General features: G+C 38.7%; 24 protein-coding genes. All 24 read left to right on the top strand.

All coding sequences use genetic code 11. The annotated features are described in order from the left end of the window. Positions 1-19 precede the first annotated feature (19 nt). The 24 genes from J4O15_RS03895 to J4O15_RS03780 all read left to right on the top strand — a co-directional run bounded on the left by J4O15_RS03895 (position 20) and on the right by J4O15_RS03780 (position 17,973). Positions 20-490, top strand: coding sequence for a gp33 family protein (locus J4O15_RS03895; RefSeq protein WP_208099779.1), 471 nt, complete (start codon positions 20-22; stop codon positions 488-490). Beyond that, positions 490-1,161 (top strand): hypothetical protein, encoded by a 672-nt coding sequence (locus J4O15_RS03890; RefSeq protein WP_208099778.1) that lies wholly within the window; start codon positions 490-492, stop codon positions 1,159-1,161. The genes J4O15_RS03895 and J4O15_RS03890 overlap by 1 nt, the downstream gene beginning before the upstream one ends. After that, on the top strand, positions 1,154-1,567 hold the full coding sequence (locus J4O15_RS03885) for a hypothetical protein (protein ID WP_208099777.1): 414 nt from the start codon (positions 1,154-1,156) through the stop codon (positions 1,565-1,567). The genes J4O15_RS03890 and J4O15_RS03885 overlap by 8 nt, the downstream gene beginning before the upstream one ends. 1 nt (position 1,568) lies before the next feature. Beyond that, entirely contained in the window at positions 1,569-2,504 is a 936-nt protein-coding gene (locus tag J4O15_RS03880; RefSeq protein WP_208099776.1) for an AAA family ATPase, read from the top strand. Further along, a complete protein-coding gene (locus J4O15_RS03875) occupies positions 2,497-2,934 on the top strand; it encodes a single-stranded DNA-binding protein (protein ID WP_208099775.1) in 438 nt (145 codons plus the stop codon). Before J4O15_RS03880 ends, J4O15_RS03875 begins: the two co-directional genes overlap by 8 nt. Positions 2,935-2,945: 11 nt before the next feature. Beyond that, the gene (locus J4O15_RS03870; RefSeq protein ID WP_208099774.1) at positions 2,946-3,581 is read left to right on the top strand and encodes a DUF7768 domain-containing protein; all 636 of its coding nucleotides are present in this window, start codon (positions 2,946-2,948) and stop codon (positions 3,579-3,581) included. A gap of 1 nt (position 3,582) precedes the next feature. Beyond that, on the top strand, positions 3,583-6,288 hold the full coding sequence (locus tag J4O15_RS03865; RefSeq protein WP_208099773.1) for a DUF927 domain-containing protein: 2,706 nt from the start codon (positions 3,583-3,585) through the stop codon (positions 6,286-6,288). Between the two features lie 451 nt (positions 6,289-6,739). Next, positions 6,740-7,126 (top strand): hypothetical protein, encoded by a 387-nt coding sequence (locus tag J4O15_RS03860; RefSeq protein ID WP_208099772.1) that lies wholly within the window; start codon positions 6,740-6,742, stop codon positions 7,124-7,126. After that, positions 7,123-7,302: a hypothetical protein gene (locus tag J4O15_RS03855; RefSeq protein WP_208099771.1), complete on the top strand. Its 180-nt coding sequence runs from the start codon at positions 7,123-7,125 to the stop codon at positions 7,300-7,302. Before J4O15_RS03860 ends, J4O15_RS03855 begins: the two co-directional genes overlap by 4 nt. Beyond that, positions 7,292-7,774, top strand: coding sequence for a VRR-NUC domain-containing protein (locus J4O15_RS03850; RefSeq protein WP_208099770.1), 483 nt, complete (start codon positions 7,292-7,294; stop codon positions 7,772-7,774). Before J4O15_RS03855 ends, J4O15_RS03850 begins: the two co-directional genes overlap by 11 nt. 228 nt (positions 7,775-8,002) lie before the next feature. After that, positions 8,003-8,488, top strand: coding sequence for a hypothetical protein (locus tag J4O15_RS03845; protein ID WP_208099769.1), 486 nt, complete (start codon positions 8,003-8,005; stop codon positions 8,486-8,488). 68 nt (positions 8,489-8,556) lie between these two features. After that, positions 8,557-9,081, top strand: coding sequence for a hypothetical protein (locus J4O15_RS03840; RefSeq protein WP_208099768.1), 525 nt, complete (start codon positions 8,557-8,559; stop codon positions 9,079-9,081). Between the two features lie 273 nt (positions 9,082-9,354). Next, positions 9,355-9,909 carry a hypothetical protein gene (locus J4O15_RS03835; protein WP_208099767.1) on the top strand — a complete coding sequence of 185 codons (555 nt, stop codon included), beginning with the start codon at positions 9,355-9,357 and terminating at the stop codon, positions 9,907-9,909. After that, complete coding sequence (locus J4O15_RS03830) at positions 9,863-11,728, top strand: phage terminase large subunit family protein (RefSeq protein WP_208099766.1); 1,866 nt, start codon at positions 9,863-9,865, stop codon at positions 11,726-11,728. The genes J4O15_RS03835 and J4O15_RS03830 overlap by 47 nt, the downstream gene beginning before the upstream one ends. 17 nt (positions 11,729-11,745) lie before the next feature. Further along, positions 11,746-11,970, top strand: a complete 225-nt coding sequence (locus J4O15_RS03825) for a peptidylprolyl isomerase (protein WP_208099765.1) — start codon at positions 11,746-11,748, stop codon at positions 11,968-11,970. 5 nt (positions 11,971-11,975) lie between these two features. Continuing rightward, positions 11,976-13,472, top strand: a complete 1,497-nt coding sequence (locus J4O15_RS03820) for a phage portal protein (RefSeq protein WP_208099764.1) — start codon at positions 11,976-11,978, stop codon at positions 13,470-13,472. Further along, positions 13,435-14,082 (top strand): HK97 family phage prohead protease, encoded by a 648-nt coding sequence (locus J4O15_RS03815; protein ID WP_330638611.1) that lies wholly within the window; start codon positions 13,435-13,437, stop codon positions 14,080-14,082. The genes J4O15_RS03820 and J4O15_RS03815 overlap by 38 nt, the downstream gene beginning before the upstream one ends. Positions 14,083-14,084: 2 nt before the next feature. After that, positions 14,085-15,611: a phage major capsid protein gene (locus J4O15_RS03810; protein ID WP_208099763.1), complete on the top strand. Its 1,527-nt coding sequence runs from the start codon at positions 14,085-14,087 to the stop codon at positions 15,609-15,611. A 20-nt stretch (positions 15,612-15,631) separates the two neighbouring features. After that, positions 15,632-15,958: a DUF2190 family protein gene (locus tag J4O15_RS03805; RefSeq protein ID WP_208099762.1), complete on the top strand. Its 327-nt coding sequence runs from the start codon at positions 15,632-15,634 to the stop codon at positions 15,956-15,958. A gap of 9 nt (positions 15,959-15,967) precedes the next feature. Then, a complete protein-coding gene (locus J4O15_RS03800) occupies positions 15,968-16,261 on the top strand; it encodes a hypothetical protein (RefSeq protein ID WP_208099761.1) in 294 nt (97 codons plus the stop codon). 5 nt (positions 16,262-16,266) lie between these two features. Further along, positions 16,267-16,602 (top strand): hypothetical protein, encoded by a 336-nt coding sequence (locus J4O15_RS03795; protein WP_208099760.1) that lies wholly within the window; start codon positions 16,267-16,269, stop codon positions 16,600-16,602. Next, the gene (locus J4O15_RS03790) at positions 16,599-17,213 is read left to right on the top strand and encodes a hypothetical protein (RefSeq protein WP_208099759.1); all 615 of its coding nucleotides are present in this window, start codon (positions 16,599-16,601) and stop codon (positions 17,211-17,213) included. Before J4O15_RS03795 ends, J4O15_RS03790 begins: the two co-directional genes overlap by 4 nt. Then, positions 17,213-17,689 carry a hypothetical protein gene (locus J4O15_RS03785; protein ID WP_208099758.1) on the top strand — a complete coding sequence of 159 codons (477 nt, stop codon included), beginning with the start codon at positions 17,213-17,215 and terminating at the stop codon, positions 17,687-17,689. Before J4O15_RS03790 ends, J4O15_RS03785 begins: the two co-directional genes overlap by 1 nt. Then, complete coding sequence (locus J4O15_RS03780; protein WP_208099757.1) at positions 17,686-17,973, top strand: hypothetical protein; 288 nt, start codon at positions 17,686-17,688, stop codon at positions 17,971-17,973. Before J4O15_RS03785 ends, J4O15_RS03780 begins: the two co-directional genes overlap by 4 nt.

The following is a 17,973-nucleotide window of genomic DNA, read 5'->3' as shown; positions in this document are numbered from 1 at the left end:
CAGAAAAAAGGAGCAAATAATGGAAACAGTAATGACACTTGATGACAAGGTAAGAGAGTACAAAGAGCTGCTTGATAAGAAAGACGAACTGGCGGAGCAGACGAAAGAAAACAATAAAACTTTAGATGCTCTGGAGCAGGAAATTGCACAGCAAATGGTAGATGAGGAAAAGCCTGATACCACAGTAGACGGATTCAAATATAGCTTGCAGGAAAAGACCATCTACTCAAAAATCGGAGAGGATAAGCTCATGGAAAAGGGACTGGACTTCTTCGAGGTGCTTCGTGAGGAGGGATTCGGGGATCTCATTGTGGAAAGGGTGGATTCAAGAACATTGAATTCCGCAATGAACAATCTTGTAGAAGAAATAGGAGTGCTTCCTGAAGGACTTGCGGAGTGTTTAAGTGTTTACTCTCAATTAAAAGTTTCAAAGCGAAAGGCAAATACAAAGGCACTAAGCAGAGCAAAGAAAGCACAGGAGGAAATATAATGAAAAGACTTAGCGAATATACAAATGATGAGCTTATAAACCTTACAAAGGAAGAATATAATAAGTTGATTGATTTTGAATGTATGAATGAAGGTGTACCACTTTCGATTGAGACACCGAAATATAAGGAACTTCCATCTATTCCTGAAGCTGAAATACTTTTGTACCAGGTAGCAGGATTTTTATTTGAAGATGAAACTGAAGCAAAGGAATTTTTAAAGGTTGTAAATAATTTAAAATCTTGTGTTAGAACAGATTATGAATGCTACGTAGGAAATCCAAATTACAAATATGTGACAGAAAGAAATGTAAGACAGAATAATAGAATTACAGAGGAAAAGGCATACACAGAGGAAGCATACTATAGTATTAGGTTAACTTTGAAAAATATTAATGATTTGAGAAAATACAACCGTAATGTAAAGGCTGAATATAAATCAAAATGGGATCAAAGAAATGCAATTATTAATGATATTAATGAAGCTATAGATAAAGCTAAAGATGAAGCTATAAGGTTAGAGAATGCTGTGCAAGTGTATAAGAAATATTTAGAACTCAGTGAAGGGAATGAAATAATAGCACAAAGTTTCTTTTCTACTACAGAGTATGCTAACTTTTTCCCAAAGGTTTTAGAAAAGATTACAGGTCAGGAGGGAACAATTAATGGATAACTACTTTGAGTGGAAAGATAATCTGAAAGAGAACATGCAGGAAGTGGCCAATAGAACTCTTGAGCAAATACAGGAAAATATAGTTCTTTCAGAGGTTAAAAACAGGCATGAGGGATACGGTATATCTGCAGAACACTATATCATAATGCAGAAAGCTTTTAAAAGCGTAAAAACTGATATGGATGACTTCCTTAAGCTTTTGCCGGTAGAAGATAAAAATGCTCTAAATACTGTTAGCTCACTGTATAATTCAGCCATTGACATGGGAGTGGCTGCAATGGAGTTTGCTGCACAGTGTAAGAGGATACTTGCTGATTTGTATGATAAAGAAAAATCGCCATTAGAGCAGTACATAGATGAAATGGAGTCGGACAAAGAAGATTTTGAAGATGTAGAGGAGAAATAAAATGGCAAAAATTAATTTTACAATTACAAAAGCAAAAAAAGAACAAATTTGTGTCAAGGTATTAGTCAGCGGACCTTCAGGAAGTGGTAAATCTTACTCAGCACTTAGGCTGGCAACAGGAATTGCAGGCAGGGTAGGTGAAGGAACAAAGATAGGGTACATAGGTACAGAGGGAATGAGAGATAAGCTCTATGCAAATGAGTTTGACTATGATCTTATCAGTCTTGAAGAGTACAGTCCTGATTATTACATTGCTGCTATAGATGCATTCTTAGATGCAGGATACAAGGTTATTATTATAGATTCTATGACGCACCTGTGGAACTGGGTGCAGGACCAGGTACAGGTTACCACTAAGGGTGATAATACATTCCAGGCATGGGGAAAATATAAAAAAGAAAATAAGAAGATTATTGAGAAAATCCTACTTGCACCGGCACATATCATAGTGACGGCAAGGGGCAAGGATGAATATGTGCTTGAAGCAAACAGCCGTGGAAAGATGGCACCAAGAAAGGTTGGCGTGGGAGCACAACAAGACAAGGATATTGAGTACGAATATATGGTCACATGGATGATTGATCAGGACACTCACCTTGCAGAGGCAGTAAAAGATAACACTCACATATTTGAAGGTAAGATCCAAGTGCTTGATGAGAAGTCCGGAGAGGCACTCTATGACTGGGCAAATGACGGCGATCCGGTTAAGTCTCCGGCACAGAGGGCAGAAGAAGTAAAGAAGATACATGATGAGATTACAGAAAAGGCAACGGAACTTGGCGGTTCAAAGAATAAAGAGATGATGAAGTGGTATAAGGATAAATTTGGTGGAAATCATAAGAACAATAAAGACCTTGAGTTCTTAAAACAGGCTTTAAGTGAGATGGATCAATTCAAAGCAGTAGCAGAGGAACAAAAGGAGGATAAGAGTGAATAAAGTAATACTTATCGGAAGATTTGTACGTGATCCTGAAATAAGGTACACAACAAATGATAAATGCTGTGCGAGCTTTAGTATAGCGGTAGATAGAAAGTATAAGCAGGAAGGACAGCAGGATGCAGACTTTCCCCGAGTAATCGCCTGGGGGAAAACTGCAGAATTTATTGAAAAATATTTCAGGCAGGGAATGAAGATAGTAATTGAAGGACGAATCCAGACAGGCAAATATACAAACAAAGAAGGTCAAACAGTTTATACAACTGATGTGGTCGCAGAGTCTGTTGAATTTGCCGAAAGTAAATCTGCCACAGCAGGCAATAATAGTAAGTCTAAACCTGCAAAAAGTGACAACTACCAAGGCATGGATGAAGAAGGATGGATGAGTATACCTGATGATGTGAATGATGAGGGACTGCCGTTTAATTAAAAGGAGGAACTATGAAGCCATTATATGGAAGTTTTGATTACTTAAAACAAAGAGAATGTATTCAAGTAGGAGAAATTATAGATCCTGAAACATTTTGCCATTTTTCGAATAATTCAACTTTTCAGAAAGATGATATATTTCAAATAGATTATGTCGCAGCAATAATCGGAGATGTTGGACTTTATGATACCATAGCAAAAATGAATAAATATGCACCTTGGAGATATGTAGGCCAGTGTGAAAAGGGACATATAGAGAATAAGAATCCTGCACTGATGCCGTTTGTTTATGTTTGCTCAAGATATAGAGCAAAGACATCAGAGGAGAGACTGCAAAATATTGAACTTGCTAAATACGCTTGTGAGAGAGTTATACAGATGGGGGCAATACCGATAGCACCACATTTATACTTTACCAGATTTTTAAATGATAATGATGAATTTGAGAGAGATTTTGGACTGGAAGCCGGCAAAAAGATGATGGAGATGTGTAGTTCTTTCTTTGTGCTTACAGTAGATGAAGAAATCAGTGAAGGCATGGATGAAGAAATTAAATATATGACAGGCATACTTGGATTTGAAGGTAGTCATAAGAACTATACAAAAGAAGAGGCAAGAAGGATTGTAGAGCAAAGATTGGAGATTTGATATGCGTGCAGATGAAGTGGATATTGATCACTTGGTCGATTATAAAACTGAATATTCTCGCATTATCCCAAAATACAAAATCTCCGGAGATAATCTGACAGGTCTGTGTCCATTTCATGATGACAAAAATAATTCTTTTTCAGTAGACCTAAAAACAGGTTGTTGGAAATGTCATGCTGAAGATAGAGGCGGAAATTTTACATCATTTTATGCAGAGCTGAACGGTATCGATACTAAAGAAGCTTATAAAGCCATATTAAAGCAATATGGAGCTTACAAGCCTGAAGAATATAAGAAGCCTGAGGGGAGCCTGTTATCATATAGCGTAGCACAGTATGTACTTGAAAAGAGGCTCCCTGAAGAGTTCCTGAAAGAACAGTGTTGTCTACAGACAAAGAGGGACAAGCAGGGAGTCCAATATTTATATATTCCATACTTCAATGAAAACTCTGATGAAGTGACCTATAGGAAAAGGTATGGAAACAAACAATTCAGATGGAAGTATGGAGCTGGTAAAGACATCTGTCTGTATGGCGAATGGAAGCTGGAGCAAATCCGCAATGCCGGATATGTTGTCTTAGTTGAAGGTGAATCAGACAGTCAGAGTATGTGGTACATGGGAATAAGTACACTTGGAGTCCCGGGAGCCTCTATGATGAGAAAAGAGTGGGCAACCACTCTGCAGGATTTAAAAGTGTATATACATGTTGAACCGGATAAAGGTGGTGAAACATTTCTTCATAAAGTTACTACCGCACTAAGAGATGGCAAGTTTATCGGACAAGTATACAAGTGGAGTTGTAAAAACTTCGGGTGCAAAGATCCTTCAGATGTGTATATCAAGTATGGCAAGGAAGAAGCTGCCGAAAAGATAAAATCAGCCATCAGCAATGCCCAAGCTATAGATATAGATGAAGAGTCAATTCCTGAAGCTTTACCGGGAGCACCTGTAAATTTAAGGCAACCTGAAGGGTGGATTTATTCAGATAAGGGTATAAGTAAGATTGATGAGAAGAAATTTACACCTGTTACAGTTTGTAGGACACCGATTATTTTAACTCAGAGGTTGCGAAGTATGGAGACCGGAGAGGAAAAAATGGAGGTAGCTTTTAAGAGGGATGGTACATGGCGCAAAGCAATATATTCAAGAAGTACTATCTTCACGGCAAGAGGTATTACAGTACTTGCAGATCTTGGGTGTACGGTCACTTCGGAGAATGCAAAGCAGGTGGTTAAGTTTTTGGCCGCACTTGAGGCGGAGAACATAGACATCATAAGAAAGGCTGACTCTACATCTACATTCGGATGGCAGGAAGGGAAGAGATTTATACCGGGACATGATAAAGATATAGTACTTGATATAGATCCATCACAAAGGGTACTTGCTGCTGCATATTGTCAAAACGGTACATTCAAAGACTGGCTTGAGATGATGAGACCACACAGGAAGAGAGATAAGTTCAGATTTATTTTAGCTGCAGGCTTTACTGCTCCGCTTCTTAGAATAATTAAACAGAGAATATTCTTTGTATATAACTGGGGAGGCTCTAAAGGTGGAAAGACTGCAGGTTTAAAGGCTGCATTATCAGCATGGGGAGACCCTGAAAGGTTGATGGTGAATTTTAATGCCACACAAGTGGGACTGGAGAGAACGGCAAGCTTTTATTGCGATTTGCCACTTGGCATTGATGAGCGACAGCTTGCAGGAAATAATCAAAACAGTCTTGAAAAGATAGTCTACATGATAGCATCCGGCACCGGGAAAATTAGAGGAGCAAAGTCGGGTGGAATTCAGGCAATGCATACATGGCGAACAGTGGCACTTGCTACAGGTGAGGAACCTCTCTCAACTGAGACTTCGCAAACAGGTGTTAGCACCCGTGTGCTTGAAATATACGGCGGACCGTTTGATGATGAAAGAGAAGCGTCTATGATGCACCAGCAATCAGCTATAAATTGTGGCTGGGCAGGTCCGGCGTTTATAGGGATGTTAATGCATACGGATGAGCGAAGTATAACATCAAAATATGATGAGATGATGCAATTCGTATATCAATTAAGCAAAGGCAAGAGCGGTTCACATATCGCAGGGATAGCTGCAGTAGCACTAACTGATGCAATTATAGATACATGGCTGTTTGAGGGTTCAGAATGGCTTCACAGATATGAAGTCGGAGAATTTGACACTAAAGAGGCTAAGTACAATCCTGAAGCATTACAGATAGCTCCTGAGTCATGGGAAAGGGCAAAGGAGATGGCAAGGAACATCCTAAAAGAGCAAATGGATGCAGATGTTGGTGATGTCAATGAAAATGCCACACAATATATTATTGATTGGATTCTCTCAAATAAAGACAGTTTCGGAGAAAGAGTATACGGAACATGCCTAGGGCTTATACAAGGACCGGAAGTGTACATATTTCCATCAATGCTCACTCAAGCACTTACAAAGGCAGGATACTCATCCAGAAAGACTATGAAATATCTGGCAGATAAAAACCTGATCGGAACAACGACCAGCAAAAGCGGAGGAACAAAAAATTCGGTATTCAAGTGGTTCAATAACAGGCAGTGTCGATTTGTAGAATTTCATCTTGGAAAACTTGTAAAGGAAAGTGAGCCGGCAGTAGATGAAAACGGAAATCCAATGGGAGACGGATGGAATCAAGTTCCTGAAAATGAGCAAATGGAACTTCCATTTGATTAGATTGTGCAAAATTAAAGTTTCACCAAATTTCAAAAAATGTCACCATTCTAAGAAATTGGAGCAAATTTGGTGACTGTATGAATACATAAAAATATTAAAATATTAGCATTAAAATATGTTGAATATAACGGAAGTTACTACACACCTATTTTAAAATCAAATTAGGTGTGTAGTCAGGTGAGTAGTCAGGTGTGTAGTAAGAATGGCTTAAAATAAGGCTTTATAACACTTATACACACCTATAACACCTATACACACATTTATATACCAATATATTTTTCAGTGGAAAGTGGTGAAACCTTGTCACCAAATTTGCAAAAAAAACAAGGTGTATGTCAAAAATTAGGTGTGTAGGTGTGTAGTAAGCCCACAAACGGCGTAGTTGAGCCATTTTTACTACACACCTAAGATTTTTCGCAGGTGTGTAGTAGGAAATAGGTGAGTAGTAAAAATGGATTTAAAAAATCAGATTGATGAACTCAAAAGGCTTGTAGAGAAACTCAAGAGGAATGATTTAAATGTCCCTAAAGAGGATCTAATGACTAAGTATAAAGAATCTTACATGGAGTTAAAAAATGAAATAAAGAAGATAACAGATAGTCTGATAGATGAGATACTGATAGAGGGTTTGCTTATCGTTAAAGACGAAAGGGGATATAAATGTCTTGAAGATATAAGCAGGTTTGTCGAAAAGAAAAAGGATGAAGGGATTATTAAGCAGTGTAGTGATTTAATCTTTAAGGAATATGATGTGGATAAAGTGGTTGAACTGACTAAAGATGTTAAAACAGGCATTAATAAAATTTACAGCAAGTATTTAGAGGAGGTAGAGCAATGAGTGTGATGGAAGCATTGGCAACGCTTAGAGAAGAAGTCAAGGAAGATGATAGCCGGTATTTGCCTTGGACATGTGTGCTATTAAAAAGAGAATGTATTGAAAAGTCTAAAAGTTGTTATGACTGCAAAATATTTCAAGACTATGATACTAATATGAGGAGAGAACATGGGAAATAAAGAAGGATACAAGGATCCAACTGCTGACATTGCAATACACAGAGCGTACCATACTCGTGGTAAATTAGATTACACAAAGTTTAACTCTTATGATGAGCTTAAGGACTATATAATGCAAAGGTACAAAATAAAGACCATATATGAAGCCGAAGTTTACATTAGGGAGCACATGCCAAAAGAATCATATTTCCAAAAGCAGATAATGGATTGGATTAATAAAAACCTCCCAAGTGCCGCTGTTTGGAAAGAAGCAGCCGGTCCATACTCAATAAGTGGTATTCCTGATATAACTTGTATAATAAGGGGGCAGTATTATGGATTTGAGGTAAAGCGGCCATTTATTGGGAGACTTAGCAAGATTCAGAGAGAAACAATTGACTGGATAAATAGATCAGGTGGTAGGGTGTATGTTGTGACTTCGGTAAAAGAAGTTGAAGAAATTCTAAAAGATGAACTTAGAAAGAGAGTGTGATGATGAATAAAACCTCAGAAAGCAAGAATAAAATATATGCAATGCCACTGCTTAAGAACATTGGATCGAAGGCAGTAGGTAGAAAAGGGTGGAATCTGGTTCGGTGTCCGGTATGCAACTGTAAGTGTTTTGAAATGCCACAGGCAAGGGTACTAAAGAGTTTAGGATATATGGGTATGTGCACAGAGTGCATGCTGAGGAAAAGATTTTGCAATAAAGGAGTGTCTAATGCAAACTGATAGCAAAGAGTTGATTGTTGCCATGAAGAAGTATCTAGGGCAATATTATAAGGCTAAGCTTAAAAGAAAACAGCTGGAAGTTAGATTGAAAAATTTCAGGGAAGAGATGGTGGAAGCAAAGGGGATAAATTATTCACCTGTGCCGGGAGGTAAATCAGGATGCACAACATCAAAGACTGAGGACTATGTAGTCCGAGCATTAGAGATTGAAGATAGGATTATGAAGCAACAGGTGGAAGTCCAGAGGGCAATGTTTGCTGTGATGGAAGTAATGGACTTCCTACCGATTGACTCTGTGGAGAGAAGTGTGCTTGAGTATAGACATATAGATTGCTTACCCTGGAAATTTATAATTGCGAGAATGAGCTATTCAAAGGCTTCTTGCCATAACTATTATAATGCAGGGATTGATATGCTGCTTGGGTGTAATGAGGTTCAGGCAACCCTCCAAAAGTATATGGAGTCTAACAAGTAAAGTGTATTGACTTTATAGAGCATAGGGTAGTATTGTTGAAGTTACAATAACAATACAAGGAGGATGGTATGAATCAAAAAAGGAGAAGCATGATAGCTGTAATTTTAATTGCTATTATTGTTATATGTATTATAGGGATAATGGCAAAGAAACCTGCAGGAGATGATAAGTCTGCAACTGATAAAAAGGAGACGGTGGAGTCGTTAACTCTTTCAAGCAACTCAGAAAAAGAAACTGAAACAACAGGGAAGTCAGCGACAATCGATGAGGTGGATGTAATATTTTCTGACAACGTGAAAAACGATGCAACAGGCAATGCGAGACTTGCGAAGGTTACTGGAGAGAAATCAGTGGAAGAGTATATACTTGATTATTATAAAATGTATTTTAAGAGTGATCAGGAAGTACATGCAATAGTAAACTACACGCTTAACACAACAGCTTGTGTGACAAGTGTGGGAGATAAAATCAATGTAATGATATATGAACACATAGATGGCGAGGAGCAGGATGCAAAGAAACTGTTCACCGGAGAGAAGTACGCAGAGTACAATGTAGACAAAGCGGCAGGAACGATAGGCAAGGTAGAGTGACTAAAGAGTAGACACAAATAGACTTTTATATGTGCTATTATAGTAGCATGGAGTATAACGAAAGGGGATATAGCATAAGGTCGATGTGGACTTGTGCTATGTCCTTTTTTAATACAAAATATTGAATGCATCAAAAAAATGGTAGGTACTACCTGAGGGAGTGGGGCATGCGGGGCGGAAAACAGTGCAGTACTTATCCCCCTAAAAATCAAAACAAATGTTTGGTTTCGTTACGGCTGATACCATATAAAAAATCATAGGAGGTGATGATTGATGCTTGAAGAACAAAGTACATATTGTCGTGTAGAAGTTATTTCATCGCTTTTCGGTGTGACAGTGAGAAGGGTTCAGCAACTCACGCAGGAAGGAATAATCTGTACTACAAAGACATTAGAGGGTAATCGGTACGAATTAGTTCCAACGATACAAAAATACATAAAGTATCTTTCAGATAGAGCATATGGTAAAAGTAAATCTGAAAAGGAAATGGAACTTAGAGCGCAAAAGCTACAAGCGGAAATTGCTTTAAAAGAATCACAGGGAGAAATGCATAGGTTAAAGACAGAGATAGCATCGGGTAAGTACATCGATATTGAAGAAGTAAAGATGGACTATAGCCGATTTTTTGTTGCATTTAAGAAGTTTGCATTGTCTCTTCCGAGCAGACTTGTAGGAAGGATAATTGGACATTGCGATCCTGTGGAACTTAGGTCAGTAGAAAAAGATTTGAGCTCAGAGGTCATGAGATTGATGGATAGCTTTGTGGTGGCGGGCTGTACACATGAGGAATTGGAAAAGAAAAAGCGTGGCAAGAAATCCGTTCCGTAGATTTGAGGTTACAGACTACCAAAAAGAATCACTTAAATTTCTAAAGCCACCTGAAGATATTACAGTTAGTGAATGGGCTGATAAGTATAGAGTATTAGATGTAAAATCTTCCGCTATGCCGGGACCATGGAGAACGGAACACACACCATATCTGAAAGGTATAATGGATGAATTTAATAACTATGAGACGGAAGAGATAATCTATGTAAAGCCTACTCAGGTAGGAGGTACGGAGTGTTTGCAGAATATGGTGGGGTATATCATCCAACAAGATCCGGCTCCTACTATGATTGTTTACCCTACAGATAAGCTTGCTGAATCTATATCAGAAAACAGACTCCAGCCTATGATAAAGGCGGCTCCGGGATTAAAAAAAAGGTATTTTGAGAATGACTCAACAAGGCTGGAACTGCAGTTTGATGGAATGTATCTGACACTTGCAGGCTCAAACTCACCGTCAAGCCTTGCAAGTAAAGCTATCAAGTATCTTTTTTTAGATGAGGTAGATAAGTATCCCGGAGCAAGTAAGAAGGAAGCAGATCCTATATCACTTGCAAGGGAGAGAACAAAAACCTTTCATAACAAAAAGATATTTATAACCAGTACTCCGACACTAAGAGAAGGACATATATGGAAAGCATTGGAAGATGCAGACATTGAAAAGCATTATTTTGTGCCTTGTCCTCACTGTGGAGAATACATAGAGTTGAAAATGAAACAGATTCAATTCCCTAAAGGAGAGGGCATGAGCTATGCGGATCGTGCAGAGTTTGCCACCTATGTATGCCAGGAATGCGGTTGCATAATTACAGATAAAGATAAGTCTGATGTGTTAAGGTTGGGAGAATGGAGAGTGGTCAAGGAGAATACTAAGTTTGCAAGAAAAGTGGCATTCTGGATGAATACCTTGTATTCACCCTTTGTAAGGTTCTCCGCAATCGCTAAAGAGTTTCTTGAAAGCCATGAGGATCCTGAAAGACTGCAAAATTTTGCAAACAGTTGGCTTGCTGAGCCTTGGGAAGATACAAAGCTTAAGACAAATGCTGAATTAGTTCTTGAAAGACAAACGGAATGTGAAGAGTTCATTGTTCCTGAATGGACGAAGGTGCTCACAGCAGGAGTTGACGTTCAGGAAAATTGTTTATATTGGAGCATAAGAGCATGGGGTGATTATTTCACAAGTCAAAACATAGCACACGGACAAGCATATTCTTTCCAAGAAGTGGAAAGAATAATGAACTTATCATATCAGATGGCGGACAGCACATCAATGGTTGTGGCATTGGCGTTGATAGACTCAGGAAACGATACGGATAGAGTGTATGATTTTTGTGCTAACAACTCAGAATGGGCGTTGCCAAGTAAAGGTTCATCAAACGATATGTTGACGCATTACAAGCTTTCAAAAGTAAATAAAGCTGATAGCAAGGCATACGGAATGAATCTTGTACTTGTTGACACAGGTAAATATAAAGATATGATTGCAGGCCGTATGCATAAAGATAATGGATCAGGATCATGGATGGTATATAAGAATTGTGACATGGAATATGCAGAGCAGGTAACGGCGGAGCATAAGGTAAATGTAAGAAATGGAAAGGGGGTTGCAAAATTGGTGTGGAAACAAAAAACAGCACATGCTGATAACCACTATCTTGATTGCGAGGTTTACGCATTTTGCGCTGCCGACATTCTTGGAGTAAGAACAATGCATCTTAATAATATAAACGATGACGTAGCTAATATTGTAAAATCGGAAGATAATCAACATTTTCCTGAGGAGCAATGGATAAAAAATCATGAAAACTGGAACATTTAAGAAGAAGGAGGCATGAGATGAATGGGAATAATACAGCAAGTGAAATGCTGGAAGAAGTTAATAATGCGATATATTCAGTTCTTGTCGGAGGGCAGTCGTATAAGATAGGTACGAGGCAGATGACAAGAGCAGATTTAAACTTATTGTACAAAATGAAGAATGATTTAATGGCACAGGTTCAAGCCAATAAGGGGAATCACCTATTGGATGATACATATGTGGCCATATTTAGTGGGAGGTAATAAATGTGAGCTGGTTAGACAGTCTAATTTCATTTATATCACCTGAGTGGGGTGCTAAAAGAGAGGCATGGCGAAAGAGTCTTTATGAAATGAGGAGCTATGATGCAGGTGACTACTCAAGAGGGAATGCTAATTGGAGAGTGATAAATCAATCTGCAGAATATACAGATAAATATAGCCGTGACAATGTCAGAGCGAGGGCAAGAGATCTGGAACGGAATTCAGATATGATGAATTCCGTCATTGGAGCTTATAAGAGAAATGTAATCGGTGGAGGTTATATTCTTCAGGCAAAAACCGGAAGTGATGAATTAAATGACTCAATAGAAACTGCATGGAAAAAGTGGTGCAAGAAACAGAATTGTGATGTTACAGGAACTCAGTCATTTACTCAGATGATGAGAATGTGTATGAAAAGAAAAAAGATAGATGGTGGAATCTTAATAGTAAAAAGATACACTGGTGATGGATTTCTGCCATTTAAGCTTCAAACATTTGAGGTGGATGAGCTTGATAGCTCTCAAACTGTGCCTAAAAATGCAGGAAATAAAGTGGTCGGTGGAATAGAGCTAAATGAATTCAACAAGCCGGTTGGTTACTGGATCAGGCAATATCCTGTTGATAACTTAGCGATTATGACTCCGGTTTATATTGAAGCAAAAGATGTAATATTCCTTTACACAAAACATAGGCCATCACAGGTGAGAGAAATGAGTGATATGAGTCCTACGATTACAAGAATTCGTGATGCAAACGAATTCATGGTAGCGGTATCTGTAAAGGAAAGGATTGCTGCATGTCTTTCAGTGTTTATAAAGAAAACCATTCCTACGACAGGAATTGGAAGAGGTATAGGTGTTGGACAAGGAGCTCTTCATGATTATCAGGGGAAGTCTATAACTCCCGGTATGATTAAAGAGCTTAATGCAGGAGACGAGATACAAGTTGTTAATCCAGCAGGACAAGCTACAGATGCAGCAAGCTATATAAAACTTCAACAAAGACTTGTTGGTGCAGGGCAGGGTATTAGTTATGAGGCAACAAGCCGTGATATGAGTGAAAGCAATTATTCCTCAACAAGGCAGGGAATTATAGAGGATGAGATGACTTATGCGGAAGAAAAGGAAATGCTCACTGAAGTAATGGATGAAATATTTGAGACATTTGTTATATCCTTGTGGTTATCAGGGAATATTCAGATAAAAGATTTTTGGAAAAATAAAGATAAATATCTGGACCATGCGTGGATTATAGCTCCTAAAAAGTGGATTGATCCACAAAAGGAAGCAAATGCAAACAGGATTGCACTTAATACTGGACAAAAGACATTCAAACAGATTGCGGCAGAGCAAGGAAAAGATTGGAAGGAGCAAATCGAGGAAATCGCAGATGTTCTTGATTATGCCAGAGAGTTTGGAATTGACATGGGAAGTGTAATTTTTGATAAAACAAAGGAGGAACTCTATGAAAACGAGGAAGATGATTCAACAGCAAAGAGATAAGCCTGTTGAGAATGGTAGGACTGCGGCAAGAAGAGAGATGGTTGAAAATAGCATAAGGGCATTAAGTGGAGAGGGAAATGAGCGAAAGTTTATCCTCTCTTTTTCGTCTGAAGAACCCTATCAAAGATACTGGGGTGCTGAAGTTTTAGATCACTCGGAAGGTGCTGTGGATTTAACAAGAATTAATGAGATTGGCTGCTTGCTTTTTAACCACAATCGTGATGCAGTAATCGGAAAGATTGCTAAAGCATGGATTGAAGGCGGAAGAGGAATGGCAGAAGTCGAGTTTGATTCTGATGAGGAATCTGAGCGCATATTCCAAAAGGTTGCCAATGGCACACTTAAAGGAGTGTCAGTAGGATATCAAATCGAATCTTGGGAAGAAGTGGCACAAGGTAAACAGTCAGCTGATGGCAAGGCCATAGGGCCTGCTGCAATTGCAAGAAAGTGGACACCTTATGAAATTTCAATAGTAAGTGTCCCGGCAGATCCAACAGTTGGAGTTGGAAGGGAGTTGTCCGAGCAACCGGTATTCAAAGAAAAACGCTCTATGGACTGGTTTGAAAGACAGATTCAGATAAATAAAACAAATGTTCAAGGAGGTAACTAATTATGAACAAGAAAGCACAAAGACACGCAAAGCTATCAAGGCAGCAGGAAATAGTTAATGCTGCAAAGAATGCAGGAAGAGACTTGACTGCAGAAGAGCAGGCTGAGTTTGATTCTCTTCAAAGGGAAATTGAAACTTTAAATGCAGAGATTTCAGCAGAGGAGCAGAATGAAGAGACTGGAAGTGTGGATTCAAATACTGATGTTCAGAGAGCACTTCAGGATGAGAGAAACAGAATAAGAACTATCACAGATATTTGTGTTGAGTTTGGAATGGATGCGAAGCCATACATTGATGAAGAGGCAACTGTTGATGCTGTGAGAGCGGCTGCTCTTGATCATGTAAGAAAGAATGGCTCTCCGATTGCGGCAAGAGGTGTTGATGTAGTCGCAACAGCGGAAGATAAATTCAGAGAGGCGGCGGCTGATGCATTGCTTCTTAGAAGTGGAATGAGCCTCAACAATCCTGCCGATGGATCAAGGCAGATGATGGGAATGTCTCTTCGTGACTTAGCTATTGAGTGTCTTTCAGGAGATGGAGATGGTAATTTAAATCGAAGAACATCTGATGAGCTCTTTGGGATGCTTCAAAGACAGTATTATAATCCGACTGCTGCATTCCCAGCAATTTTAGACAATGCTATTAATAAGGCATATGTAGAGGGACATAAGACTGTTGCTGTAACTTTTGACAGATGGACAAAAAAGGGAAGCTTAAAGGATTTTAAGACAAATGATAATAACTACTTGGCAGGACCTGCAGGAGAGTTCATTGAGGTGCCTGAGGGAGGTGAGCTTAAGCATGATACATTTAATGATGTAAAGCGTCCTACAAGAAAGCTCAAGACATATGGTCGACAGTTTACCCTTACAAGGCAGGCATTTATCAATGATGATATCGATCTTGTAACTAAAATTCCTGCAAAGTATGCGGCAAGTGCAAGAAAAACAATAAATAAGCAGGTTTACAACATTTTGCTTAAAAACCCGGCAATATATGATGGAACTCCGCTCTTCTCAAACAGTCACAAGAATGTTCTTGCAACAGGGACAGGAATAACAAGAGAGTCAATGCAAAAGATGATCTTGGCTCTTCAGGGTCAGTTAGATGAGTTCGGCGATGCAATAATTGTGAGACCGGCAACACTCGTTGTTCCGTCAGGAATGGGATTTGATGTGTTTACAATCTTTAACAGTCCAACAATCAACACATCAGGTAACACTCAGGCAGTCAATCCGCTCTTTAGATATGCAAGTTCAATTGAAATTGTGGAAGAGCCTACAATTAATGCACTTTGTGGTGGATATGGAAAGACAATGCCTTGGTTCTTAATAGGACATCAGGACGATACAGACTTTATTGAAGTTGATTACCTCAACGGGCAGGAAATCCCAACTATACGCAGAATGGAAACACCGGGGCAACTTGGATTCGTTTGGGATATATATCTTGACTGGGGTGTTGAAGTTATGGACTGGAGAGGTGCAGTTAAGAACAACGGTATCGTTGTTGCAGATCCATTAGTGTAAATAAAAGGAGGTAATTAAATATGGCAAGTGCTACATATTTCCAGAGAGGTGAGGCTCTCGACTATACAAATACAGGAAGTAATAAAATTGCAGTAGGCACTGTAGTAAAGATAGGAACAAGGATTGGTATCACAGGAGATGATATCAATCCTAAGGCAACAGGAGTTCTTCATGTTTCAGGAGTATACGACTTTAAAAAGACTGGAACAAATGAAATAAAGATGGGTACAACAGTGTACTTTGATGGAAACGGAATTACTGAGGCAGCAGGGAGTAATGCGGTAGCAGGATATGCTGCTGAAGATGCCACTGCAAGTGCTACAACTATCAAAGTGAAGATTGGATAGGAGGTAGATATGCTAAAGCTTATAGCTAAATATCCGATATTGTATTTATCAAAGCAGTATAATATTGGTGATGAGATAATTGCAAACAATTCTGATATGGTTGCTGCGTGGATTGATGCTGATACAGCAGAGTGGATTGATGATGAAGAATCTGTTGATCAGGCAGAGGTAACTGAGAATACAGTTCCCTCTGCAGTTCCTGTATCTGCAGAAGCAGGACTCACCGGAGAAGTGACTGGCGAGGAAGATGGGGATGACCTTGTTGGGAAAATTCCTAAAACACCTGCTAGGGCAAGAAAGTAGGGTAAATGATACGAAAGTCGTTCAAGGATATTATAAATCAGGATATAGATATTACATTTATGAATATTGCAGAGTTTTCTGATATTCACAATATTGACGGAAAGGATATGCCGGTTCAGATTGATGACAATGAAGTCATAGAGCGAGAGAAGAAGGCAAAATCCAATATGGATGGAGTGTATGTTAAGCAAAAGCTGATTTATGTGAAAGCGAAGGACTTCGGACCGTTGCCTGCAATCGGAAGGCAGATAATGCTTGACGGAAAGCGTTATTTAATTATTGACTCTACAGATGAATACGGACTTTATACGATAACTCTAGAAGGGAACAGGAGCAAATGATTGAGTTTAGTATTGACGAGGTCGATTTATCAAGAATTAGAGCAAAGCTTTTGCTCTTAGAAAACCAAGTGCCTAATGTTATAAAAAGAGCCTTAAATGCTACAGCCAGAGATGCAAAGACAGCTCTGGCTGATAAAGCGAGGGAGACATACGCTGTAAAATCTTCAAGATTTAAGAAAGCTATTAAACAAAAAAATGCAACAGCTTCAAACCTTGTTGCCACATTAAAAATAACAGGAAAAGCCACGGCACTATCAGACTTCAAATATAGAAGGCATAGTGGCGGAGCAAGTGCAAGGGGTAAGTTGTACAAAGATGGATCATTAAAGGACTTGTCGCTAAATGATAAATTAAAAGCATTTGTTGTAAAGTACCATTCCGGACATACAGCTGTAGTCAGAAGAGATCCACCAGGAAGATATACAAAAGGCATATCAGATAGAAGAAGAACAGGTGGCGATACTACAAAATTGAAAGAGTTTTACAGTCCTTCAATTCCTAGAATGATTGGGAACGAGGCGAAAGTTTATGGGATTGTAAAGCCTAAGATACAGGAAAGCCTAAAAAAACATATAAGCAGGGAAACGAATAGGATACTTGGAGGTAGGTAATGACTGCAGGAAATCTTCAAAAAGAATTAATGAAAGATATCAGTGGTATTTTTGAAAAAGATTTATTTAAGGATTCTATTGGTAAGTATGGGCCGTTAAATATACATGCCCAAAATCTTCCAATTCGAGAAGATGAGGATGCCCCGGATCCAGTCCCATATATTATTGTTAGAGTTTTAGAAGGAAAAGTTAAGGGATGGGTAGAAGCACAAGAAGTTCAGGTAATGTTAATTCTCGGATGTTTTGATGATGATTTGAATAATAATGGTCATACGACATTGCTAGAAATAATACAGAAAATTGAAGAGAGATTTTTAAAAAATCCTATCTTGTCAAAACAGTTTATGTTTTTAAATGACGACCAGCACCCTTTTGAATGGGCTCTTCAGGAAGAGGAGTCGTTTCCTTACTTTTTTGGAGCTATCAGTATGAGTTTTAGAACAGCCACCATAAGGAAAGAGGATAAATACACATGAGTGAATTAAAAAAGAATGTGGGAGTAGTTGAAAAAGAGACTGAGAAGGTTTTGCAAACAGAAAGTGTTTTAATATATATTGGTCCTACAATTGTTGGGATTGCAAGTCATGGAACAGTATTAAACAACGGATTGACAGAATCACTAAAGGCTGCAATTGATAAAGAGCCTGCATTCAATGGATTACTTGTTCCAATAGAAAGTGCTGCTGTTGCACTGAAAGAAATTGACACAAAAACAGGTGCAACATTTTCATTATACGAAAAAGTTGCAAATTACAAATAG

The sequence above is a fragment of the Lachnoanaerobaculum sp. Marseille-Q4761 genome (assembly GCF_017565785.1).
Taxonomy (GTDB): Bacteria; Bacillota; Clostridia; order Lachnospirales; family Lachnospiraceae; genus Lachnoanaerobaculum.
This window is presented reverse-complemented; position numbering and strand designations above follow the sequence as displayed.